The sequence below is a fragment of the Micromonospora haikouensis genome, assembly GCF_000876225.1.
Classification (GTDB): domain Bacteria; phylum Actinomycetota; class Actinomycetes; order Mycobacteriales; family Micromonosporaceae; genus Micromonospora; species Micromonospora haikouensis.
In genome coordinates, this window is record NZ_JXSX01000001.1 from 2,326,396 (window position 1) to 2,349,084 (window position 22,689).

The window sequence follows — 22,689 nt, forward strand, 5'->3', positions numbered from 1 at the left end:
TCACACCTGCCAGAGCCAGACGTCGTCGACGCGCTGCGGCGGGCCGAGCAGGGCGGTCATCAGCTCGCGCAGGACCGCCTCGCGGGGATGCGCGCCGAGGACCACCACGGACGCCTTCCAGTAGCGCAGGTCCTCGGCGGCCTGCCGGCGGTTCTCCTCGGTCAGCGGCGGCACGACGCCGGCGTCCATCGTGGAGTAGATGAGGGTGCTGGTCGGCCGGTTCGGGGCGCCGAAGACGCCCTCGCCGTCGGGGTTCGGCCCGATGAAGTAGCCGCCGGGGATCGGGAACTCGTGCCCGGTCAGCGCGCTCCAGCGCAGCGTGGGCAGGCCGTGCACGTTGCTCGGGATCGGCACCGGCACCAGGGTCCGGCCCGCCGGGACGTACGGCCGCCAGCCGCCGGAGGTGATGAAGTGCGGCGGCGGGTCGATCCGCTCGGCGGGCAGCGGGCGGGGGACCAGCGGCAGCACGGCGAGCGCGAGCGCCGCGTACCCGACGGGGCGCAGCCAGCGGCCCGCCCGGCCGGCGGTCCCGGCTCCGGTCCCGGTCCCGGCCGGCGCGGTGCGGGCCAGCGCGTCCCAGGCCAGGGCGAGCAGCACGCCGACGGCGGCGGCCACCACCAGGGCCAGCCGGGTGGGCATCATCATCTCCACCAGCGGCAGGTCGTCCGGGATGTACGCCCACGGCCCGTCGATCGTGGTCTCCGCCCCGTCGAAGCGCACCACCGGGCCGATCGAGGCGACGGTGAACACGACCACCAGCACGGCGACGATCCGGGCGGCCAGCGACCGGCGCACCAGCAGCGCCAGCGCGACCAGCGCCACCAGCACCAGCGGCCAGCCGAACCAGGTGTTCTGCTCGGTGAGGCCGATGGTCTTCTCCACCGCCTCGTCGCCGGCCACGGTGTCCCGGGCGAACGTGACGAAGGCCACCAGGTCCTCGCCCCAGTTGTGGAACACCCCGCCCTGCAACCCCCGGTAGGACTGCGGGCCGTTGAACTGGAACCAGATCGGGTACGCCGTGAGTAGCAGCGCCAGCGCGCCGCCGAGGCCGAGCGCGGATCCGAAACCGCGGGCGCGGGCCCACGCCGCCCGGGGTCGCTGCGCCGCGTACGCCAGCACGACCACCAGGCAGGCCAGCGCCGTGAGCAGCAGCATCTCCTCGTTGATGAAGATCTGGTATGCCACCAGCAGCCCCAGCACCACCCCGTCTCGCCGCCAGCTGCGCCCCGCCGCGCCCAGCAGCAGCACCCGCGCCACGATCAGCGGCAGCAGGTAGTTGGAGACGAAGTTCGGCTGCCCGTTGGCGTGGTGCACGATGCCGGGCGCGAAACCGAGGAACGCGCCGCCGAGGAACGCCGCCGCGCGCGAACGCACCAGGTGCCGCGACAGCATCCAGTACGAGGTGGCCGCCGTCGCCGCGAGCGCCCCGCCCAGGTAGAGGGCGTACGTCACCTGCGGGCCGAACAGCAGCGTCACCGGCGCCAGCGGCAGGGTCGCGCCGAGCAGCGACGTGTTCGCCATCATGTTCACCCCGTCCGGGGCGTTCTGGCGGGTGGAGAACAACGGGTTCTCCAGGTGCTGCACGGAGTACGCGCCGTGGGCGAAGAGCCACTCGAACCAGCTGTGGTCGGTCGGCAGGTGCGACGACACGCGGTGCTCGACGTCGCCCCAGTAGTTGAGGCACACGAGGACGCCGAGGAGCACGTACGCTCCGATGGCCAGCAGGTCGGCGCGGGCCGGCCGCCAGCGGGGCCGGCGGGGTGTGCCTGTGCCCGCCGCCCCGGGCCCGGTCGACTCGGCCCGCGTTTCGACGGGTGCGGAGTCGACGGGTGCGGAGTCGGAGTTCAGCGAGGGGTCTACCACCGGCACGGCCACGACGCGCCATCGTACAGGCGCGTGCGCGCGGTCCCGGTCGGCCGGTGCGCCCCGCGGCGGCCCGGGAGGACGCGCCGCCGGAGCGCCGGCCACGGCCCGGGAAGGAGCGAGGGTGACGCTGATCGACCTCGGCGAGGTGCGCGGCGACCGGGAGCCGGAGCCCGCGCCCCGGCCGCCCCGGGCGGTGGGCCGGCCGTTACGGGTGGCGCTGGCCGGCGTGCTCGCGCTGTTCGTCCTGGCCTCGTCGGCGCCCGTGGCGCGCCCCGCGTCGGCGGTGCTCGGCGGCCAGCTGGGCTCCCAGGTCGTCGTCCTCGGCGGCCGGGTCTACGTGCTGGCCCCGGAGGTGGGCAGCGGCGGGTCCCGCGAGGTGACCGCCCACGGGACGCCCGCCGGGGCGGGGGCCGGCATCCGGACGCTGTGGCACATGGCCGTGGCGAGCACCGGTCGACTGGTCGGCGTGCAGGAGCGGGACGGCGTCGCCCTGCTCGTCGACTACCAGCCGGACGGGGTGGAGACCATCGCCGTGGACGCGGCGACCGGCGAGCGGCGCTGGCAGCAGGCCGGCTACCCGGCGCTCGCGGCCGGCGGGGGGCTGCTGCTCCTCGGCGACGACGTCGAGCGGGGCGAGCTGCGGTCGGTGGACCCGACGTCGGGCCGCGTCCGGTGGTCGGTGCCGGGTCACCTGGGTTGGGCGGCCTTCGACGACCGCGACGCGGACGGGGCGGCCGAGCAGGTGGCGCTGGTCACCGCCGCCGGCGGGATCGAGCTGCGCGACGCGGTCTCCGGGGCGGTGCGGGCGGGCCTCGCCGCGCCGCCCGGCGGCTGGCAGGGGAGCCTGCAGGTCGAGGTCGCCGGTGACCTGCTGCTGGCCTCCGAACAGGACGAGGAGGAGGGCGAGGTCCGGCGGGTGACCGCGTACGGGCTCGCTGGGCTGGACCGGCGCTGGGCGGTGGAGCGGCCGAGCTTCGGCTACGCGGGGGCGTGCGGAGCGGTGCTCTGCGCCGTCGCGTACCGGGGCTCCGGACTGTCCGGGCTGGACCCGGCGACCGGTGGGGTCCGGTGGACGAACCCCCGCTGGCAGACCGTCGTCGCGGTGCGCGGCGACCGGCTCCTGGCGATCGCCGACGACCAGGCGGGCGGCACGACCAGCCACCTCGGCGTGCTGGACGCCGCGACCGGGCGGGAGGTCGCCGACCTGGGGCGCTGGGACCTGGCGTTCAGCCGCACCCCGGACGGGCCGTACTACGGCACCCGGCCCGACCGCGACGGCGGCGGCCTGGTCGTCGCCGAGCTGGACCTGGCGGGGGCGGCGGTCCGGCTGCGCGACGTGCTGCCCGGCGCGGCGGGGGACTGCGCCGCCGACGGCCGCGACATCGTCTGCCGCCGGCAGTCCGGCACGTACGGCTGGTGGCGGCTGCCCGCCTGACGGCGGCCCCGCCCCACGGTCCTCCCCGCCCGGCGGCTGCCCGCCCGAACGCCCGGCCGGGCCGGGTGCCACGCTGGTTTGGTGGCCGGCACTAGGTTGTCGGGAGGTCGGCCGGCGAGGAGGCGGGTATGCGGGTGTTGGTGGTCGAGGACGAGCGCAACCTCGCCGACGCGATCGCGCGCGGGCTGCGCAAGCGCGGCATGGCCGTCGACGTCGCCTACGACGGCGACAGCGGCCACGAGATGGCGTTCGTCACCCGGTACGACGTGGTGGTGCTGGATCGGGACCTGCCCGGCATCCACGGCGACCAGATCTGCGCCGAGCTGGCCGCCTCCGGCACGTTGACCCGGGTGCTCATGCTCACCGCCAGCGGCACCGTCGCCGACCGGGTCGAGGGGCTGCAGCTCGGCGCGGACGACTACCTGCCCAAGCCGTTCGCCTTCGACGAACTCGTCGCCCGGGTGCAGGCGCTGGGCCGGCGGGCCACCCCGGCCGCCCCGCCCGTGCTGGCCGTCGCCGACCTGGTGCTCGACCCGGCCCGCCGGGTGGTGACGCGGGGCGGTGCGGCGGTCGACCTGACCAACAAGGAGTTCGGGGTGCTGGCCGAGCTGCTCAAGGCGCGCGGCGCCGTCGTCTCCAGCGAGGAGCTGCTGGAGCGGGTCTGGGACGCCAACACCGACCCGTTCACCACCATCGTCCGGGTGACCGTGATGACGCTGCGCCGCAAGCTCGGCGACCCGCCGCTGATCGAGACGGTGGTCGGCGCCGGCTACCGCACCGCCGAGGGGCTGTCGTGAGCGTCCGCCTGCGGCCGACCCTGCGGCTGCGCCTCACGCTGCTCAACGGGGTGCTGCTGGTGGGCGCCGGGACGATCCTGGTGCTGCTGGCCTGGCTGCTGGTCCGCGACGCGCTGCGCCCCACCGACGAGCTGCTGCCCGGCACCACCGTGCTGCTGGCCGACGGCCGGTCCCTCGACGCGGGGGAGTGGCAGCGGCAGCTCGTCGACGCCGCGTCCCGGGAGCTGCTGGTCAAGGGCCTGCTGGCGCTGCTGGCGATCAGCGTGGTCGGGGTGGCCGGCGCGTACGCGGTGGCGGGCCGGGCGCTGCGCCCGCTGCACCAGGTCACCGCGACCGCCCAGCGCCTCGGCGAGGCCACCCTCGACCAGCGGATCGGCTGGTCCGGGGCGGACGACGAGGTGGCGGAGCTGGCCAAGACGTTCGACGCGATGCTGGACCGGATCGCCGCCGCGTTCGAGGCGCAGAAGCGGTTCGTCGCCAACGCCTCGCACGAGCTGCGTACCCCCCTCGCGGTGATGCGGACCGAGATCGACGTGACGCTCAGCGACGACGAGGCGGACGCCGCCGAGTACCGCCGGATGGCCACCGTGGTCCGCGACGCCTCGGAACGGGCCAACGGTCTGGTCGACGCCCTGCTGGTGCTGGCCCGCAGCGAGGCCCAGGCGGGGCGGCGGCTGGGCCGGCGCACCGAGTGCGACCTGGCCGCCGGCACCGCCAACGCGTTGTCGGCCGTGCGCCGGGAGGTGGAGCGGATCGGGCTGCGGGTGCAGACGTCGCTGGAGCCCGCGCCGGTGGTGGGCGATCCCGGTCTGCTGGACCGGCTGGCCGGCAACCTGATCGAGAACGCGGTGCGCTACAACCACCTGCACGGCCGGATCACGGTGCGCACCGGCACGGACGGCTGCACGTCCTGGCTGGTGGTCGCCAACACCGGCTTCGAGGTCAGCCCGGGCGACGTGCCGGGCCTGTTCGAGCCGTTCCGCCGGGGCGGGCAGGAACGCACCGGGGCGCGGGGCTCCGGGTTGGGCCTGTCCATCGTCCGGGCGGTCTGCGACGCGCACGGCGGCACGGTGCGGGTGTTCGCGCAGCCCGGCGGTGGCCTGGAGGTGACGGTGACCCTGCCGGCCGCGGACGCCGTGCCCGCCGTCGCCGGCCCTTCCCCCGCCGGGCGGTCCTGACGGTCGGCCTGGCCGGCGGCCCGCCGGGCGGCCCTGACCTGGCCCCGGGGCCGGTCGTGATCGGCTGTTCGTGTGCCCCGCCCGGCTGACCCGGCGGGGTCCGCCTCCGGCGGGCAGCCCGACGTCGGGTGCTCGGGTGGAGCCGTCGCGCGGTTGGGGCAGAATCGGACGGCGCCGCTGGACTCGGCGGGCTCGGGTGCGTGAAGGTGTGATGGCGCCATGCCTCACGTGGTGCGCGCCGCCGAGCCGGCCGTCCCCGGCGGCCCGGCTGTGAGCCGCACCTCCGTCCGCACGTGCTCCGGGAGTTGCCCGTGATTCGTTCCTCGTCCCTGACCCGCCGCGCCCCGGCGGTCCTCGCCGCGATCGCGCTGACCGCCGCCGGTCTCGTCGCCGGCAGCCCGGCGAGCGCCGCGCCCGACCACGACAAGGTGGTCTCCGCCGTCCCGTCCACGGCGTCGCCGGACATCGTGGACGGCACCGTGTTCGCCATCCACGACGCCGGCACGAAGATCATCGCGGCGGGCTCGTTCACCACGGTGCAGAACCGCAACTCGGACGTGGACATCACCCGCAACTACGTGCTCGCCTTCGACAAGGCCACCGGCGCGGTGGACACCGCCTTCGTGCCGGTCGTCGACAACGAGGTGAACGCGGTGGCGGCCGGCCCGACCGCCGGCACGGTCTACCTGGCCGGCAAGTTCAACACGGTCAACGGGGTGACCCGGCGCAAGCTGGCGCTGGTCAACGTCGCCACCGGGGCCACCGTGACCAGCTTCGCCGGGCCGGCGTTCAACGGCCTCGTCGACGACGTCGCCCTGGTCGGCGACCGGCTGCTCGTCGGCGGCATCTTCACCACCGCCGGCAACGCCAACCCGCGCGGCGGCCTCGCCTCGCTCAACGCCACCACCGGCGCGCTGGACAGCTACCTGACCACCACGCTCACCGAGAACCACAACTACGACGGGGTGAGCGGGTCCAAGGCCGGCGTCGGCGCGGAGAAGCTCGCGCTCTCCCCGGACGGCACCCAGCTCGTCGTGATCGGCAACTTCAAGAAGGCCGACGGGGTGCTGCACGACCAGATCGTGCGGCTGGACCTCGGTGCGACCGCCGCGACCGTCGCCGACTGGAACACCAGCCGGTACACCCCGCGCTGCTCGTGGAAGGCGTTCGACTCGTACATGCGGGACGTGGCCTTCGCCCCGGACGGCAGCTACTTCGTGGTGGTCACCACCGGCGGCCAGTACAGCGGGTCGCTCTGCGACACCGCCGCCCGCTGGGAGGCCGCCGCGACCGGCGACGCCCAGCAGCCCACCTGGGTGAACTACTCCGGCGGCGACACCTTCCTCTCGGTCGGCATCAGCGAGCAGGCCGTCTACGTCGGCGGGCACCTGCGCTGGCTCAACAACACCTTCGGCGGCGACAGCGCGCAGGCCGGGGCCATCGGCCGGGCCAGCATCGCCGCCCTCGACCCGCGCAACGGGCTGCCGCTGTCGTGGAACCCGGGCCGGCACCCGCGCGGTTACGGCGTGGCCGAGATGCTGGTCACCCCGCAGGGCATCTGGCTGGGCTCCGACCAGTCCTGGATCGGCAACTTCCAGTACCGGCGGGAGCGGATCGCGTTCTTCCCGCTGACCGGCGGCAAGGCCCCGCACCCGACCACCACGGCCGGCCTGCCCGGCACGGTCTACCAGGCCGGCGTGCCGGTGCCGACGAACGTGCTGTACCGGGTCAACGCCGCCGGCCCCGCCGTCGCGTCGACCGACAACGGGCCGGACTGGAGCGCCGACACCGCCGACGCGCCCAGCCCGTACCACAACACCGGCAGCAGCGCCGCGAGCTACGGGGTCGTGCCCAACCTCGACGGGACCGTCCCGGCCGGCACCCCGGCCGCGCTCTACAGCACCGAGCGGTGGGACGGCACCGGCGCCCCGGAGATGCAGTGGGACTTCCCGGTGCCCGCCGGCACCGAGGTCACCGTCCGGCTCTACCTGGCCAACCGGTACGCCGGCACCGGCACCCCCGGCAAGCGGGTCTTCGACGTGACCCTGGACGGCACGCTCGTCCTGAACGACCTCGACCTCGCGGTCACGCCGGGACACGACACCGGGACCATGCGGGCGTTCACGATCGTCAGCGACGGCAACGTCGACATCGACTTCGGGCACGTGGTGGAGAACCCGCTCGTCAACGCCATCGAGATCGTCAAGACCGGCCCGCCGCCCGCCGGCACCGGCGACGAGGTGCAGGCCCGCTCGTACGACGGGGCGACCACGGTCGGCGCGGCCACCCCGGTCGCCAACCCCGACGACACGGACTGGTCGGAGGCGAAGGGCGCGTTCTGGGTCGGCGGCACCCTGTTCTACGGGATGGGCGGCGCGCTCCAGCGGCGCACCTTCGACGGGACGACCTTCGGCACGCCGAGCCTCGTCGACCCGTACCACGACGCCTACTGGGACACGGTGGAGACCGACTCCGGCCCGGCCGGGCAGACGTACGCCGGGGTCACCACCAACTTCTACCCGGAGATCGCCAACGTCACCGGCATGCTCTACACCAACGGCCGGCTCTACTACACCCTCGCCGGCCAGAACGGTCTGTTCTGGCGCTGGTTCACCCCGGACAGCGGCGCGGTCGGCGCCGACAAGTTCACCGTCGCGGGGGTGACCGGGTTCGCCGACACCGGGTCGATCTTCCTCGCCGGCGGCACCCTCTACCGGGTCAGCCGCTCGACCGGCGCGCTGGCCTCCACCGCGTGGGCCGGCGGCGTGCCCACCGGCGCGTTCACCACCGTCAGCGGCCCCGCCGTCGACGGGGTCAACTGGCGCGCCAAGGCCGTCTTCGTCGGCCCGTAGACCCCCGCCGCACCACGGGGGCACCCCGGCCCGGCTCCGCGTTCGCGCGGCGCCGGGCCGGTGCCCTTTCCGGGGTACGCGTCGACCGGGCCCCGCCGCGCGTCCCGGCGGAAACGGCGTTGCGGGGCGGCCGGTGGCGTGCCAGGATCGTCCCCGTCAGCCCGACGGCCGGAGGGAGGTGCGGTTGATGTCCACCACGACCAGTCCCGCGCCCCGCTCCACCCGCCGCTGACCTCTGTCGATCCCGCGGGGCGCCCACTCCACCACGGAGGCGACCGTGAGCGCACGGATCAGGAACATCAGCATCGACTGTCACGACACCTACGCCCTGGCCGGGTTCTGGGCGCAGGTGTTCGGCACCGGGCGGCAGCCCGACGACCACCCCGGCGACCCGGAGGCGATGGTGCTCACCGCCGACGGGGAGACCGTGCTGTTCCTCCAGGTGCCGGAGGGCAAGACGGTGAAGAACCGGGTCCACCTGTGCCTGGAGCCGGCCGACCGGTCCCGCGACGCCGAGGTCGAGCGGCTGCTCGCCCTCGGCGCGACCCAGGTCGACGACCAGCGGCGGCCGGACGGCACCGGCTGGGTGGTGCTCGCCGACCCGGAGGGCAACGAGTTCTGCGTGCTGCGCAGCGCCGCCGAGCGGGCCGCGTCGGCCTAGCCCCGGTAACGGGCCGGGCCCCCGCGCACCGCGCGGGGGCCCGGCCCGGTCACGCCTGGGCCGCCTCGCGTGAGGGGCCCGGTCGCCTGATGGTCAGGAGCGCTGCTCGATCTGGCCGCGCATCGTGACGAACTCTGCCTCCGCCTCCTTGGCGGACTTGAAGAACACCACGATCATGCCGAGGCTGCCCCGGTCGGCCCAGACGCAGACGCCCAGCGGCATGCCCGCGGTCTTGCCGTCGCCGCAGCGCGCCTCGCCGCCGAGCGGGCCCGGCTCGGTCGCGGTCATCTCCTGGACGGTCAGCTGGGTCTTGAGGCCGGCGATCGCGTCGTCCAGCTCCTTCTTCGGGTCCGCCAGCACGCCCGACGCCGCCGCGACCATCACGAGGTCCTGCTTCGTTGCGTCGCCGTAGAACGCCCCGGCGGTGCTGGTCTCGTTCTGCACGGTCGACTTCATGTCGGCGACCAGCTCGTCCGACAGCTTCGTCAGCTCCGGGTCGGTGACCTGCTTGCGGCCGGCGAGGGTGGCCGGGGCGGTGACCCGGGTGTTGGTGGCGTCGACCACGTCGCCGACCTCGTCCTTGACGGCGAACCAGGTGATCGCCGCGCCGCCGAGGCAGAGCACGAGCACCACGGCCAGGACGATGAGCACGATCTTGCCGGCCTTGGACTTCTTCGGCGGCAGCGGCGCGGCGGACGGCTCGCCGTAGGGCTGGCCGGCCGGCGGCGGGTAGCCGCCCGGCTGCTGCGGGGCGGGCTGCTCCCCGTAGGGCTGCTGCGGATAGGGGTTGCCCGACGGCTGGGACATGTCGATTCAGCTCCAGTTAGTTGATCAGGAGCGGTGATCGTAGCCAGACCCACCGACAGCCGCCGACCCCGCCGGGGCGAAGGTGAGGTGAACGACGATCGCGGCGGCCGGGACGCCCACGAAAGGGACGCCCGGCCGCCGCGATCGCGGGGGAGCGGGGAGGATCAGGCGGGCAGGCTGGCCACGCCGGGCGGCAGGAACCGCCGGCCGGTCACCCGCTCGCTGGTGCCCGTCCGGTCCAGGTACGGCGTGACGCCGCCCAGGTGGAACGGCCACCCCGCGCCGAGGATCAGGCACAGGTCGATGTCCTGCGCCTCGGCGACGACGCCCTCGTCGAGCATCAGCCGCACCTCCTGCGCCAGCGCGTCGAGCGCGTTGCGCCGCACCTGCTCGGCGGTCAGCGGCTCGTCGCCGACGACCAGCAGCTTGGCGACGTCGGCGTTGATCTCGTCGTCGACCACGATCGGCTGACCCGACTCGGCGATCCGGCGCAGGTTCTCGCTGACGGCGAACCGGTCCGGGAACGCGCCGTGCAGGGTGCCGCCCACGTGGTACGCCACGGCCGGGCCGACGAGCTGGAGCAGGGCGAGCGGGCGCATCGGCAGGCCCAGCGGGTCCAGCGCGGCGTTCGCCACGTCCAGCGGGGTGCCGGCGTCGACGGCGGCGAAGACGGTGCCGAGGAAGCGGGTGAGCAGCCTGTTCACCACGAACGCCGGGGCGTCGGACACCAGCACGCTCGACTTCTTCAGCTGCTTGCCGACCGCGAACGCGGTGGCCAGGGTGGCGTCGTCGGTGCGCTCGCCCCGGACGATCTCCAGCAGCGGCAGCACCGCGACCGGGTTGAAGAAGTGGAAGCCGACCACCCGCTCCGGGTGCTCCAGCTCGGCGGCCATCGCGGTGACCGACAGGCTGGACGTGTTCGTGGCGAGCACCGCCTCCGGGGAGACGATCTTCTCCAGCTCGGCCCAGACCTGCTTCTTGACGTCCAGGTCCTCGAACACGGCCTCGATGACGAAGTCGGCGTCGGCGAACGCGGCCTTGTCGACCGAGCCGCTGACCAGCCCGTACAGCTTGGCGGCCGTGCCCTTGTCCATCCGGCCCTTGCTGACGGCCTTCTCGATCTGGGTGTGCACGTAGCCCACGCCCTTGTCGACGCGGCCCTGGTCGAGGTCGGTCATGACGACCGGCACCTGGAGGCGGCGGGCGAACAGCAGCGCGAGCTGGCTGGCCATCAGGCCGGCGCCGACGATGCCCACCTTGTTCACCGGCCGGGCCAGGCCCCTGTCGGGCGCGCCGGCCGGCCGCTTGGCCCGCCGCTGCACCAGGTCGAACGCGTAGAGCCCGCTGCGCAGCTCCTCGGAGAAGATCAGGTCGGCGAGGGCCTCGTCCTCGGCGGCGGTGCCGGCCGCGAAGTCGGCGTCCTTCGCCGTCTCCAGCAGGTCCAGCGCCTTGTACGCGGCGGGGACCGCGCCGTGCAGCCGCGCATCGAGGGTCTGCCGGGCGAAGTAGAGCACGCCCGCCCACATGTCCCTGTCGACCTCGGGCCGGGTCACGGTGATCTCGCCGCGCACCACGCCGGCCGCCCACTGCAGGGACCGCTCCAGGAAGTCGGCCGGCTCCAGCAGCACGTCGGCGATGCCCAGCTCGGCGGCCTGCTTCGGCTTGAGCATCTTGTTCTGCATCAGCGGGTTCTGCAGGATCACCTGGGTGGCGGCCGGGATGCCGATCAGGTGCGGCAGGAGCTGGGTGCCGCCCCAGCCGGGGATCAGGCCGAGCGAGACCTCCGGCAGCGCCAGGGCCGACGCCCCGCCGGACAGCGTCCGGTAGTGGCAGTGCAGCGCCAGCTCCAGGCCGCCGCCCATCGCCGCGCCGTTGACGAACGCGAACGTCGGGACCGTGCTGTCCTTCAGCCGGGCGAAGACCCGGTGGCCGAGCCGGCCGATCTCCAGGGCCTGCTCCCGGTCGGCGAGCTGCGGCAGGCTGGTGATGTCGGCGCCGACACAGAAGATGTACGGCTTGCCGGTGACCGCGACGAACGCCGGGTCCGCCGCGAGGGCGGCGGTGATCGCCTCGTCGAGGCTGGTCAGGCCGCCCGGGCCGAAGCTGTTCGGCTTGGTGTGGTCGAATCCGTTGTCGAGGGTGATCAGGGCGGCCGGGCGGGCCAGCCCCGGCACGTTCACCTGGCGCAGCAGCGCCCGGGTGACCACCTCGTTCGGTGCGGCGAGCGCGCTCACTTGTTGCCCTCCCAGTGCGGGTTCTCCCAGATGACCGTGCCGCCCATGCCGATGCCGATGCACATGGCGGTGAGGCCGTAGCGGACCTCGGGGTGCTCGGCGAACTGCCGGGCGAGCTGCGTCATCAGCCGCACCCCGGAGGACGCGAGCGGGTGACCGATGGCGATCGCGCCACCCCACGGGTTGACCCGGGGGTCGTCGTCGGCGATGCCGAAGTGGTCGAGGAAGGCGAGCACCTGCACGGCGAACGCCTCGTTCAGCTCGAACAGGTCGATGTCGTCGATGCTCAGGCCGGCGATGCGCAGCGCCTTCTCCGTCGACGGGATCGGCCCGACGCCCATCACCTCGGGCTCGACGCCGACGAACCCGTACGACACCAGCCGCATGGCGACCGGGAGACCCAGCTCGCGGGCGGTGTCCTCGGCGGCGAGCAGGCTCGCGGTGGCGCCGTCGTTCAGGCCGGCCGCGTTGCCCGCGGTGACCTTGCCGTGCGGGCGGAACGGGGTCTTGAGGGTGGCGAGCTTCTCCAGCGAGGTGTCGCGGGGCGCCTCGTCGACCGTGGCCAGGCCCCAGCCGCCCTCGTCGTCGCGGATCGCCATCGGCACCAGGTCGCCCTGGAGCTTGCCGTTGGCGTACGCCTTCGCGGTCTTCTGCTGCGAGGCGAGCGCGAACGCGTCCGTGCGCTCCTTGGTGATGTGCGGCACCCGGTCGTGCAGGTTCTCCGCCGTGGCCCCCATGACCAGGGCGGACGGGTCGACCAGCTTCTCCGCGACGATCCGCGGGTTGGGGTCGACGCCCTCGCCCATCGGGTGCCGGCCCATGTGCTCGACGCCGCCGGCGATCGCCACGTCGTACGCGCCCATGGCGATGCCGCCGGCCACGGTGGTGACGGCGGTCATCGCCCCGGCGCACATCCGGTCGATGGCGAAGCCCGGGACGGTCTTCGGCAGGCCGGCCAGCAGGGCGGCGGTGCGGCCGATGGTGAGGCCCTGGTCGCCGATCTGGGTGGTGGCGGCGATGGCGACCTCCTCGACCCGCTCCGGTGGCAGCTGCGGGTTGCGGCGCAGCAGCTCGCGGATGCAGCGGATCACCAGGTCGTCGGCGCGGGTGTTGGCGTACATGCCACCCGCCTTGCCGAACGGGGTGCGGACGCCGTCGACGAAGACGACATCGCGGACTTCACGGGGCACTTGAGCCTCCTTTTCGACCCTGACTCGGCCACGTCGCCGACCAGCGGCACCACGGACCGAACGAGGATCGCGGCACGGGCGTGGTCCCTCGGATGCTACTCGCCAGTAACCATCGTCGACACCACCCCCCGTGTGGCCCACCCCACACCGGCGCGGCGTCCGGCGCGGGGCGGCGGCAGCGCCGACCCGCGACCGCCGCCGGCCCCGGGGCCACGCGTCAGGCGGCCGCCGGTCCCGGCTGCCGGGTCAGGTCGCCGCGTCAGGCCGCCGGGGCCGGACCCGCCAGCGCGGCGGTCAGGTCGGGCACCAGCAGCGAGAGCTGCCACTCGCGCGCCCCGAAGCCGCGCAGCGTCTCGGCGACCGTCGCCTCGGTCACCTCCTCCGGCGGGGTCCAGGCGAGCCGGCGGATCGAATCCGGGGCGATCAGGTTCTCCGGCGGCAGGGCGTGCTCGCCCGCGATCCGGACCACCACCTCCCGGCACCGGGCCAGCCGGCCCGCCGCCACCGGGTCCCGCTCCGCCCAGCGGTGCGGCGGGGGCGGCCCCTCCACCACCGGGGTCACCGGCAACGCGTCGTCGGGCAGCCCCCGGGCGTCGTCCAGCGCCGCCAGCCAGGTGCGGGCCAACCGGCGCACCGACCGGCCGCCGAAGCCCGGCAGGGTCAGCAGCGTCTTCTCGTCCTTCGGGTCCAACTCGGCGGCCGCCACGATCGCCGAGTCCGGCAGGACCCGGCCCGGCGCGGCGTCCCGGCGGGCGGCGATCTGGTCGCGGGCGTACCAGAGGGCCCGGATCCGCGCCTGGGCGCGCGCCCCGCGCACCCGGTGGATGCCGGAGGTGCGCCGCCACGGCTCCGCCCGGACCCGGGGCGGGCGGTCGACGCTGCGCACCAGCGCGGCGAACTCCTCCGCCGCCCACGCCGACTTGCCCTGGCGGGCCAGCTCCGCGTCGAGCACGTCACGCAGGTCGGTCAGCATCTCCACGTCCAGCGCGGCGTACGTGAGCCACGACTCCGGCAGCGGCCGGCTCGACCAGTCCGCCGCCGAGTGGTGCTTCTCCAGGCTGAAGCCGAGTAGCTGCTCGGTCAGCGCGGCCAGCCCGACCCGCTCGAATCCCGCCAGCCGGGCGGCCAGTTCCGTGTCGAACAGCCGGCGCGGGCGCAGCCCCACCTCGGCCAGGCAGGTCAGGTCCTGGCTGGCGGCGTGCAGCACCCACTCGGCGTCGGCGATGGCCAGGTCCAGGCTGCTCAGGTCGGGCAGCGGCAGCGGGTCGATCAGCGCGGTGCCGGCCCCCGCCCGGCGCAACTGCACCAGATATGCCCGCTGGCTGTAGCGGTAGCCGGAGGCGCGTTCGGCGTCCAGGGCGACCGGGCCGGTGCCGGCGGCGAAGCGGGCCACGACCTCGGCCAGCCCGGCCTCGGTCGTCACCGGCTCGGGTGTCCCCTCGCGGGGGGCGGTCAGGGGCACGGGCCCGTCGACGGTCGGTTCGGGCCCCGCGTCCACCGGCTCCGGCGCGGCCGACGGCGGTTGGTGCGGCTCGTTTCCCGTACGGCTTTCGGCGGCCCGACGGCGCAGGGGTGGTTCGTCGGTCACCTGACAACCCTAGTGCGCGCGGCGATCCGGCGCGCGCAGCCGGGTGCGGTGTGTGTCGGCGTCGCGCGGTGTGGGTCGGCGTCGGCTACTTGACCCGGCATGCCAGGGTCGGACATCGGGGAAGACAAAGCGCGGCGGCGCGGGTACGTTCCTTCGGGCCGCCGCCCGGGACGGAACCGACGTCGGCGGGCACCAGGGCGGCGACGGGGAGGACGTGACGATGACGACGGCTGGGTACGGTGCGACGGGCCCGGGGCAGGGGCCCGGCGACGGCTCGGGCGGGAGTTGGGCCGCCCCGGCGCGACCCGCCGAGCCGCCGGTGGGCGAGCCGCCCGCCGCCGCGACCCCGGCCGGCGACACCCGTCCCGGCCCGCTGCCGCCCCGCATGGACCCGCCCCGGCTCGACCCGCACCGCGGCAGCGCCGCCGTCTATCCGCAGGCCGCAGGCTCCTACCCGCCGGCCGGAGGCGGCCACCCGCCCGCCGGTCAGGCCGCGTCGCCCGGTCACTGGCCCGGCTCGTCGCCCCCGCCCGCCCAGCCCGCCGCGCCCGGCCAGTGGTCCGGTCCCGCGCCCGCCGGCTGGCCCGCCCCGCAGCAGCAGCCGGCCGTCCCGCAGCAGTCACCCGCCGCCGCCCCGCAGCAGTCGTCCGCCGCCGGCCAGCAGCCCCCGGCCGGGTACGCCGCCGCGCCGCCGTCGCCCGTGGTCCCCGGCCCGGCGTACCCGCACGGCGGGGCGTCCCCGGCCCCCGGGCCGGCCTGGCCCGCGTCCGCCCCGGCCGGCGGGGCCACCCCGCGTCCCCGGGGCAGGGCGCTGACGTTCGTCGCGTTCGGGCTCGCCCTGGTCCTGGCCGTGGTGAGCGGCGTGCAGGCGTACCAGATCAGTCGGCTCTCCGACCGGCTGGCCGACACCGACCAGCGGCTGGCCACCGCGCAGAGCGGCGACGGCGCCCGGCTCGACGGCCTGGAGCAGCGGGCGCAGGCCCTGGAGAAGCAGGCCGGGGCGCAGTTCAACCCGGAGGCGGTGGCCACCGCCGTCCTGCCCAGCGTCTTCCGGGTCCGGGCCGGGCAGTTCACCGGCACCGCCTTCGCGGTCGGCAAGCCCGACACCGGCGGCGGCACCAACCTGTTCACCAACTTCCACGTGGTCGAGTCGGTCTGGGTCGGCGGCGGCCGGGAGGTCTTCCTCGAACGCACCGACCAGCGCTACCCGGCCACCATCGTCAAGGTCGACGAGGTCAACGACATCGCCCAGCTGCGCACCACCAGCAAGTTCACCGGGCTGGTGACGGCGCCCGCCGCGGTCAAGCCCGGCCAGCAGATCGTCGTCGTCGGCGCCCCGCTCGGCCTGCAGGACAGCGTCACCACCGGCGTGGTCAGCGCCTTCCGCGAGGCAGGCCAGGGCTCGGGCCCGGTCATCCAGTTCGACGCGCCGATCAACCCCGGCAACTCCGGTGGCCCGGTCATCAACGGCCAGAAGCAGGTGGTGGGCATCGCCACCGCCAAGGCCCGCGACGCCGAGGGCATCGGCCTCGCCGTACCCATCAAGGTCGCCTGCGACGGCTTCCGGATCTGCTGACTTCGGCCGCTCCGCGCCGTCCGTCCCGTACCAGCCGGTTCGTCGCGGCCCCGGCCACGGGCCGCCCCACCTGGAGGAAGAGAAGAATGTCGCAGCCACCGACCGGGCCGGGGAGCCAGCCGCCGTATCCGCCGCCGGGCGGCCCCGGCCAGCCCGTGCCTCCGCAGTACGACCCGACGGGCCAGCCGGCGGAGCCCACCCGGCAGTTCGCCCCGGGTCAGTACGGGACGCCGCAGCCGGCGGCGGAGCCGACCCAACAGTTCGCCCCGGTCCAGCAGAGCGCGCCGCAGCCAACACAGCCGACCCAGCCGACGCAGCCGTTCGCCCCGGGTCAGTACGGGACGCCGCAGCCGGCGGCGGAGCCGACCCAGCAGTTCGCCCCGGTCCAGCAGAGCGCGCCGCAGCCGCAGCCGACGCAGCCGTTCGCCGCGCCGGTGTCGACGCCACCGGTCTCCGGTGCCGGATACCCGCCGGTTTCCGGTGCCGGGCATCCGCCGGTTTCCGGGCCGGGGCAGCCGTCGCCAGCGTTCGGCCAGCCGATGTCGGTGCCGCCCGCCTCGGGCCCGGCCTTCGGCCAGCCGATGTCCGGTCCGCCGGGCGCGATGCCGCCCTACGGCCAGCCGGGCGCGACGCCGTCCTACGGCCCGCCCGGCACGACGCCGCCCTACGGCGCCCCGGCGCCGGCCGCCAACCGGGGCGGGCGCAAGGTGCTGGTCCTGGCCGTGGTGGCCGGGCTGCTCTTCGTCCTCGGCGGCGTGATGACCGGCCTCTACGTGACCAAGAGCAGCGAGTTGGACCGCACCGAGAAGCGGCTGACCGGCCAGGTCAGCGAGCGGGACGGCACGATCGCGGCGAACAAGACCGAGATCGAGAAGCTCAAGACCGACCTGCAGGCCGTGCGAGACAAGCTCTCCAACACCGAGCAGGACCTCACCGGCACGCGGAACGACCGGGACGAGCAGGCCCGGCAGAAGAAGGTCATCGCCACCTGCCTCGACAAGCTCACCAGCGCGTTGACGGCCGCGGCGGCGAACAACAAGGCCGCGTACGACAAGGCCACCGAGGGCATGAACAAGGTCTGCGACGAGGCCGAGAACTACCTCTGACGTCGCGCAGGTAGGAAGTCCCCGACCCCGCCCCGCCCACGCCACGACGGGCGGGGCGGGGCTGCGCCGGGCCCGGCACCCGGGGATCTTGGAGCGAAACGGCCCCTCCAGGGGCCGAAATCTTCCAAGATCTGCGGCGGGCGTCGTGCGGCGAGTGTTGGGCGGTGGGTCAGGCGGCGCCGGCCGGGCGGCGGTCCGGCAGGGCGGTCACCCCGGGCGGGGGGAGGCCCGCCGTCGAGGCGAGCAGGGTGCACCAGGCCATCAGGTGCGGGGTCAGGTCCTCGCCGAGCGGGGTCCACGAGGCCCGGATCTCGATGTCGCCGGCCGCCGGCGGCCCGGCTAGGTCGCCGAACCGGGTCGACATGGTCTGGGTGATCGTGCCCCCGATGGCCCGGTGCGGGGCGTCCTGCGCGTCCAGCGCGTCGGTCAGCCAGGTCCAGCCCACGCCGGGCAGCAGCGGGTCGGCGGCAAGGTCGATCTCCAGCTCCGCCGTGACGTAGGTGACCAGCCGCAGGGTGCCCTGCCACGCCTCGTGCCCGGCGGGGTCGTGCAACAGGATCAGCCGCCCCGTGGCCACCTCGTCGTCGTCGCGCAGCACCGTCGCGGAGAGCGCGAAGGCGTACGGCGCGAGGCGTTGCGGCGCGCCGACCTCCTCCAGGACGATCTCCGATCGGGGCGCGGCCGACCGCAGCCCGGCGACCGCGCGGGCAAAGGTCTCCGGGAGCGCGATCGGGGGGGCCATGCCGGCAGCCTATGCCGCCCGCCGCCCGGCCGCCGGAACGGCACGCCGACGGCCTGCGGCGGCGGCCCTCGCGGGTGCCGCGAACGGTGGATGGTGAGCGGGGAACCCCTCGCTACCGGATGCGTTGACAGGGGGCCCTTCCTTACACGTCACAAAAGGCGGCGGGGGTGGGGGAGGGGGTCCGGGGGCGTGGCACGATAGCCGCGATGAGCACCGAGACGACGGGCACCGCCGCCCGAGACGGAGAACCCCGCCGCAGCGGGACGGGCGGGTCGCCGTTCGTCCGGGCCTGCCGGCGCGAGCCCGGCCCGCACACCCCGGTCTGGTTCATGCGCCAGGCCGGCCGCTCCCTCCCCGAATACCGCGAGATCCGCAAGAACGTGGGGATGCTGGAGTCCTGCCGCCGGCCCGAGCTGGTCGCCGAGATCACCCTCCAGCCGGTACGCCGGCACGGGGTCGACGCGGCGATCCTGTTCAGCGACATCGTGGTGCCCGTGGCCGCCGCCGGGGTGGAGCTGGACATCGTCGCGGGCACCGGGCCGGTGGTCGCCGAGCCGGTGCGCACCCTCGCCGACGTCGAGCGGATCCGGCCCATCACCCGCGCCGACGTCTCCTACGTCGACGAGGCGGTGCGGCTGCTCGTCGCCGAGCTGGGCGACACCCCGCTGATCGGCTTCGCCGGTGCCCCGTTCACGCTGGCCAGCTACCTGGTCGAGGGCGGGCCGTCGCGGACCCACGCCAAGACCAAGGCCCTGATGTACGGCGAGCCGGAGCTGTGGCACGCCCTGTGCGCCCGGCTGGCCGAGGTGACGCTGGCGTTCCTGCGGGTGCAGGTCGAGGCCGGGGTGTCGGCGGTGCAGCTGTTCGACTCGTGGGCCGGGGCGCTGTCCGAGGCCGACTACCGGCGCTACGTGCTGCCGCACTCGACGAAGGTGCTGGCCGGGCTGGTCGACGCGGGGGTGCCCCGGATCCACTTCGGGGTGGGCACCGCCGAGCTGCTGCCCGCGATGGGCGAGGCCGGCGCGGACGTGGTCGGCGTCGACTGGCGTACGCCGCTGGACGTCGCGTCCCGCCGGATCGGCGCCGACAAGGCCGTGCAGGGCAACCTCGACCCGTGTGTGCTGTTCGCCCCGTGGCCGGTGGTCGAGGCGGAGGTGCAGCGGATCCTCGCCGAGGGGCGGGCGACCCCCGGCCACGTGTTCAACCTCGGTCACGGCGTCCTGCCGGAGACCGATCCGGACGTGCTGACCCGGGTGGTCGCGCTGGTGCACGAGGTGTCCGCGCGCCCGGGCGAGTAGCAGAGGGGGCGACCGTGCGGCAGCCGTGGCGGGTGGCGATCGTCGGGGGCGGGATCACCGGGCTGGCCGCCGCCGTCCGGCTGGCCGACCGGGCCCCGGCCGGCACCGAGGTCACCGTGTACGAGCAGTCCGGCGTGCTCGGCGGGAAGCTGCGCACGGGCGAGCTGGCCGGCGGGCCGGTGGAGTTCGGCGCGGAGTCGTTCCTGATGCGGGACCCGGCCGGCGGCGAGTCCGCCGCGGTGGCCCTGGTCCGCCGGCTCGGACTGGCCGGCGACATCGTGCACCCGAGCGTCGGGCAGGCCGCCCTGGCCGTCGACGGGGGGCTGCGCCCGATCCCGGGCGGGACGCTGGTGGGCGTACCCGGGGATCTGGCGAAGGTGGCGGCGGTGGCCGAGCCCGCCGCGGACGCCGACCGCGACGAGGGCCGGCCGCTGCTGGCCCCCGGCGCGGACGTCTCCGTCGGGGCGCTGGTGCGGGCCCGGTTCGGCGACGCGGTGGCCGACCGGCTGGTGGACCCGATGCTCGGCGGCGTCTACGCCGGCCGGGCCGACGACCTGTCCCTGGCCACCACGATGCCGGCGCTGGCCCGCGCGGCCCGGGTGGAGCACACCCTCGTCGGCGCGGTCCGGGCGGCGCAGGCCGCCGCGCCGCGCGCCCCCGGCGAACCGGTCTTCGGCACCCTGGCCGGCGGGCTGAGCCGGCTCGTCGAGGCCGCCGCGGCGGCCGGCGGGGCGACGATCCGCCGCCACGCGGCCGTGCGGGAGCTGACCCGGACGGCGACCGGCTGGCGGCTGACCGTCGGCCCCACCCGCGACCCGGAGCTGGTCGACGCGGACGCGGTGCTCCTCGCCGTCCCGGCCCGCCCGGCGGCCCGCCTGCTGGCCGGCGTCGCCGACCTGGCCCCCGAGGCTGTCGCGACCGTCGGCGCCCTGGACTACGCGAGCGTCGCGCTGGTCACCCTCGCGCTGCCCCGCCCGGAGCTGCCGGCGCTGTCCGGGTTCCTGGTGCCGGCCACCGAGGGGCTGCTGGTCAAGGCGTCGACGTTCTTCACCACCAAGTGGGGGCACCTAACCCGGCCGGACGGGCTGGCCCTGGTGCGCGCCTCCGTGGGCCGCTACGGCGAGGAGGCGTCCCTCCAGGTCACCGACGATGACCTGGTGGAGGCGGTGCACCGGGAGCTGTCGAAGGTGCTCGGCACGCCGCTGCCCGCTCCGGTGGCCAGCCACGTGCAGCGGTGGGGCGGGGCGCTGCCGCAGTACACCCCGGGGCACCTGGACCGGGTGGCCGCCGTGCGGGCGGCGCTGCGCGGCGCGCACCCCACGCTGGCCCTGGCCGGCGCCGGCTACGACGGCGTCGGCATCCCGGTCTGCGTCCGCTCCGGCGAGACGGCGGCCGAGGAGATCATCACGGCACTGGGAGGATCGGCATGACCGAGCAGACCAACGCGGCGCGGCTGCGGGAGCTCAACGAGAGCATCCGCTACACGATGTGGTCGGTGTACCGGGCGACCAGCCCGCTGCCGTCGCTGCGGGAGAACGTCACCGGCGAGGTCGAGGCGCTCTTCGCCGAGTTGGCCGGCAAGGACGTGACGGTGCGCGGCACGTACGACGTCGCCGGGCTGCGCGCCGACGCCGACCTGATGATCTGGTGGCACGCCGCGACCAGCGACGCGCTCCAGGACGCGTACCTGCGGTTCCGCCGCACCACCCTGGGCCGGGCGCTGACCCCGGTGTGGTCGCAGCTCGCGCTGCACCGGCCGGCGGAGTTCAACAAGAGCCACATCCCGGCGTTCCTGGCCGGTGAGGAGGCGCGGGCCTACCTGTGCGTCTACCCGTTCGTCCGCTCCTACGAGTGGTACCTGCTGCCCGACGCCGAGCGGCGGGAGCTGCTGGCCGAGCACGGGAAGATGGCCCGGGGGTACCCGGACGTGCGGGCCAACACGGTCGCGTCGTTCGCCCTCGGCGACTACGAGTGGATGCTCGCCTTCGAGGCCGACGAGCTGCACCGCATCGTGGACCTGATGCGCGACCTGCGGGCGTCGGGGGCCCGCCGGCACGTCCGGGAGGAGGTCCCGTTCTACACGGGCCGCCGCCGCGCGATCGCCGACATCGTCACCTGCCTGCCGTGAGGGGCTAGGCGCAAGGAAGGGCCCCCTGTTGACGCAGAACGCCGTACAGGGGGCCCTTCTCAACGCGCGCCGCCGCGTCGGGCGGGCGTCGTGCCGCCGCGTCCGGCTAGCGTCGTGCCGCCGGCCTGCAGGGTGGGCGTCGTGCGGCCGGCCGTCAGACGGTCGGCGTGCAGGTCGGGGTCGGCGCGGTGTTGGTGCCGGTCGACGAGGCGACGAACCCGAACGAGGTCTTCCCCCCGGCGGCCAGCGACCCGTTGTAGGCCACGTTGCGTGCGGTCACCGTGGACCCGCTGGTGGTCACCGTCGAGCTCCAGTAGGAGCTGACCTGCTGGCCGTTGGCCCAGGTCCAGGTCACCGTCCAGCCCTTGATCGCCGACGAGCCGGCGGTCACCTCGATCTCGCCCTGGAACCCACCGTTCCAGGAGGAGACGGGGCGGTAGGTCGCCGTGCAGCCCCCGGTCGCCGGCGGGGTCGTCGGCGGGGTGGTCGTGGGGGGAGTGGTGGTCGGCGGGGTCGTGGTGGGCGGGGTCGTGGTGGGCGGCGTGGTCGGGCCGCCACCGCCGAAGTCCACGTCGCTGCACAGGTAGTACGACTGGTCGAGGTGGCTGGCCTGCCAGATCGTGTAGACGATGTGCCGCCCGGTGCGCCCCGGCGCGTTGGCCGGCACCTGGATCGACACGCCCGACGCCTCCTTCTTCCACTGGGACGCCGGCGTGTTGCCGATCTGGCCGGCCAGTTCCAGGTCGCTCCAGCCCAGCGGCTTGGTCAGCGCGTCGAAGCCCTGCTTGGTCACGTACACCCGGATGTAGTCCGCGCCGTGACTGGCCTGGTCGTTGAGCTGGATGCGGAAGCTGTTGGAGATCGAGGTGGTCTTCCACGCGCCGATCGTGTCCAGCGAGTTGTACTGGCCGCTCTGGGTGTGGCCGGCGCTGCACAGCTGGCCGTCGGGGATGGCGGCCTGGTGGTTGCCGGCGACGCCCTCCCGGAACAGGCCCATCCAGTTCCACATGGCCTGCGGGTCGGCCTGGAAGGCCTGCCAGCACATCGGGTCCTGGGTGGCCATGGCGGGGTTCATGTGGTCGGCGCCCCAGCGCTGCCAGCAGCCGTAGTTGCGGGAGGCCGGGTCGACGACGGAACCGTGGGCGGACGCGGGGTTCGCCAGGGCGGTGGTGAGCAGCATGGCGGCGGCGGTGCCGATGGCGAGCAGCCAGGCTGCCAGGCGCGGCGTGGA

17 protein-coding genes are annotated in these 22,689 nt (G+C 75.0%); 10 read left to right on the forward strand and 7 right to left on the reverse strand.

Annotated features, from left to right (window positions below; translation table 11 throughout):
• On the reverse strand, nt 1-1,875 hold the full coding sequence (locus tag TK50_RS10220; RefSeq protein ID WP_043962526.1) for a hypothetical protein: 1,875 nt from the start codon (nt 1,873-1,875) through the stop codon (nt 1-3).
• Nucleotides 1,876-1,987: 112 nt separating this feature from the next.
• Between TK50_RS10220 and TK50_RS10225 the strand changes: the two genes are divergently transcribed.
• The 5 genes from TK50_RS10225 (at nt 1,988) to TK50_RS10245 (ending at nt 8,789) form a co-directional block, all read left to right on the forward strand.
• Nucleotides 1,988-3,301, forward strand: a complete 1,314-nt coding sequence (locus tag TK50_RS10225) for an outer membrane protein assembly factor BamB family protein (protein ID WP_043962527.1) — start codon at nt 1,988-1,990, stop codon at nt 3,299-3,301.
• Nucleotides 3,302-3,429: 128 nt separating this feature from the next.
• Nucleotides 3,430-4,098, forward strand: a complete 669-nt coding sequence (locus TK50_RS10230; protein ID WP_043962528.1) for a response regulator transcription factor — start codon at nt 3,430-3,432, stop codon at nt 4,096-4,098.
• Entirely contained in the window at nt 4,095-5,276 is a 1,182-nt protein-coding gene (locus TK50_RS10235; RefSeq protein WP_229404189.1) for a sensor histidine kinase, read from the forward strand. The genes TK50_RS10230 and TK50_RS10235 overlap by 4 nt, the downstream gene beginning before the upstream one ends.
• 311 nt (nt 5,277-5,587) lie before the next feature.
• Nucleotides 5,588-8,128 (forward strand): malectin domain-containing carbohydrate-binding protein, encoded by a 2,541-nt coding sequence (locus TK50_RS10240; RefSeq protein ID WP_043962529.1) that lies wholly within the window; start codon nt 5,588-5,590, stop codon nt 8,126-8,128.
• 277 nt (nt 8,129-8,405) lie between these two features.
• On the forward strand, nt 8,406-8,789 hold the full coding sequence (locus TK50_RS10245) for a VOC family protein (RefSeq protein ID WP_043962530.1): 384 nt from the start codon (nt 8,406-8,408) through the stop codon (nt 8,787-8,789).
• Between the two features lie 93 nt (nt 8,790-8,882).
• Here the strand turns inward: TK50_RS10245 and TK50_RS10250 are convergent, their stop codons facing one another.
• The 4 genes from TK50_RS10250 to TK50_RS10265 all read right to left on the reverse strand — a co-directional run bounded on the left by TK50_RS10250 (nt 8,883) and on the right by TK50_RS10265 (nt 14,608).
• Entirely contained in the window at nt 8,883-9,596 is a 714-nt protein-coding gene (locus TK50_RS10250; protein ID WP_043962531.1) for a hypothetical protein, read from the reverse strand.
• A gap of 164 nt (nt 9,597-9,760) precedes the next feature.
• Complete coding sequence (locus TK50_RS10255; protein WP_043962532.1) at nt 9,761-11,830, reverse strand: 3-hydroxyacyl-CoA dehydrogenase NAD-binding domain-containing protein; 2,070 nt, start codon at nt 11,828-11,830, stop codon at nt 9,761-9,763.
• Nucleotides 11,827-13,020 (reverse strand): thiolase family protein, encoded by a 1,194-nt coding sequence (locus TK50_RS10260; RefSeq protein WP_043962533.1) that lies wholly within the window; start codon nt 13,018-13,020, stop codon nt 11,827-11,829. The genes TK50_RS10255 and TK50_RS10260 overlap by 4 nt, the downstream gene beginning before the upstream one ends.
• A 259-nt stretch (nt 13,021-13,279) precedes the next feature.
• Nucleotides 13,280-14,608 (reverse strand): ribonuclease D, encoded by a 1,329-nt coding sequence (locus tag TK50_RS10265; RefSeq protein WP_043962534.1) that lies wholly within the window; start codon nt 14,606-14,608, stop codon nt 13,280-13,282.
• A gap of 385 nt (nt 14,609-14,993) precedes the next feature.
• Between TK50_RS10265 and TK50_RS10270 the strand changes: the two genes are divergently transcribed.
• Both TK50_RS10270 and TK50_RS34805 read left to right on the forward strand, forming a co-directional pair.
• Nucleotides 14,994-16,184: a S1C family serine protease gene (locus TK50_RS10270; protein ID WP_082106395.1), complete on the forward strand. Its 1,191-nt coding sequence runs from the start codon at nt 14,994-14,996 to the stop codon at nt 16,182-16,184.
• Between the two features lie 86 nt (nt 16,185-16,270).
• Nucleotides 16,271-17,290 (forward strand): hypothetical protein, encoded by a 1,020-nt coding sequence (locus TK50_RS34805; RefSeq protein ID WP_043962536.1) that lies wholly within the window; start codon nt 16,271-16,273, stop codon nt 17,288-17,290.
• Between the two features lie 169 nt (nt 17,291-17,459).
• Here TK50_RS34805 and TK50_RS10280 read toward each other — a convergent pair whose 3' ends face one another.
• A complete protein-coding gene (locus TK50_RS10280) occupies nt 17,460-18,032 on the reverse strand; it encodes a DUF3000 domain-containing protein (RefSeq protein ID WP_043962537.1) in 573 nt (190 codons plus the stop codon).
• A 206-nt stretch (nt 18,033-18,238) separates the two neighbouring features.
• On the opposite strand from TK50_RS10280, the gene hemE reads away from it, so the two are divergent.
• From hemE to hemQ, 3 genes are read left to right on the forward strand one after another with little or no spacing between them, the layout of a single operon-like run.
• Complete coding sequence (gene hemE, locus TK50_RS10285; RefSeq protein ID WP_043962538.1) at nt 18,239-19,330, forward strand: uroporphyrinogen decarboxylase; 1,092 nt, start codon at nt 18,239-18,241, stop codon at nt 19,328-19,330.
• 14 nt (nt 19,331-19,344) lie between these two features.
• Nucleotides 19,345-20,760: a protoporphyrinogen oxidase gene (gene hemG, locus TK50_RS10290; protein ID WP_043962539.1), complete on the forward strand. Its 1,416-nt coding sequence runs from the start codon at nt 19,345-19,347 to the stop codon at nt 20,758-20,760.
• The gene (hemQ, locus tag TK50_RS10295) at nt 20,757-21,458 is read left to right on the forward strand and encodes a hydrogen peroxide-dependent heme synthase (RefSeq protein ID WP_043962540.1); all 702 of its coding nucleotides are present in this window, start codon (nt 20,757-20,759) and stop codon (nt 21,456-21,458) included. The genes hemG and hemQ overlap by 4 nt, the downstream gene beginning before the upstream one ends.
• Before the next feature lie 154 nt (nt 21,459-21,612).
• On the opposite strand, the gene TK50_RS10300 is transcribed toward hemQ, so the two are convergent.
• Nucleotides 21,613-22,638, reverse strand: a complete 1,026-nt coding sequence (locus TK50_RS10300) for a lytic polysaccharide monooxygenase auxiliary activity family 9 protein (RefSeq protein WP_422119940.1) — start codon at nt 22,636-22,638, stop codon at nt 21,613-21,615.
• Nucleotides 22,639-22,689 lie beyond the last annotated feature (51 nt).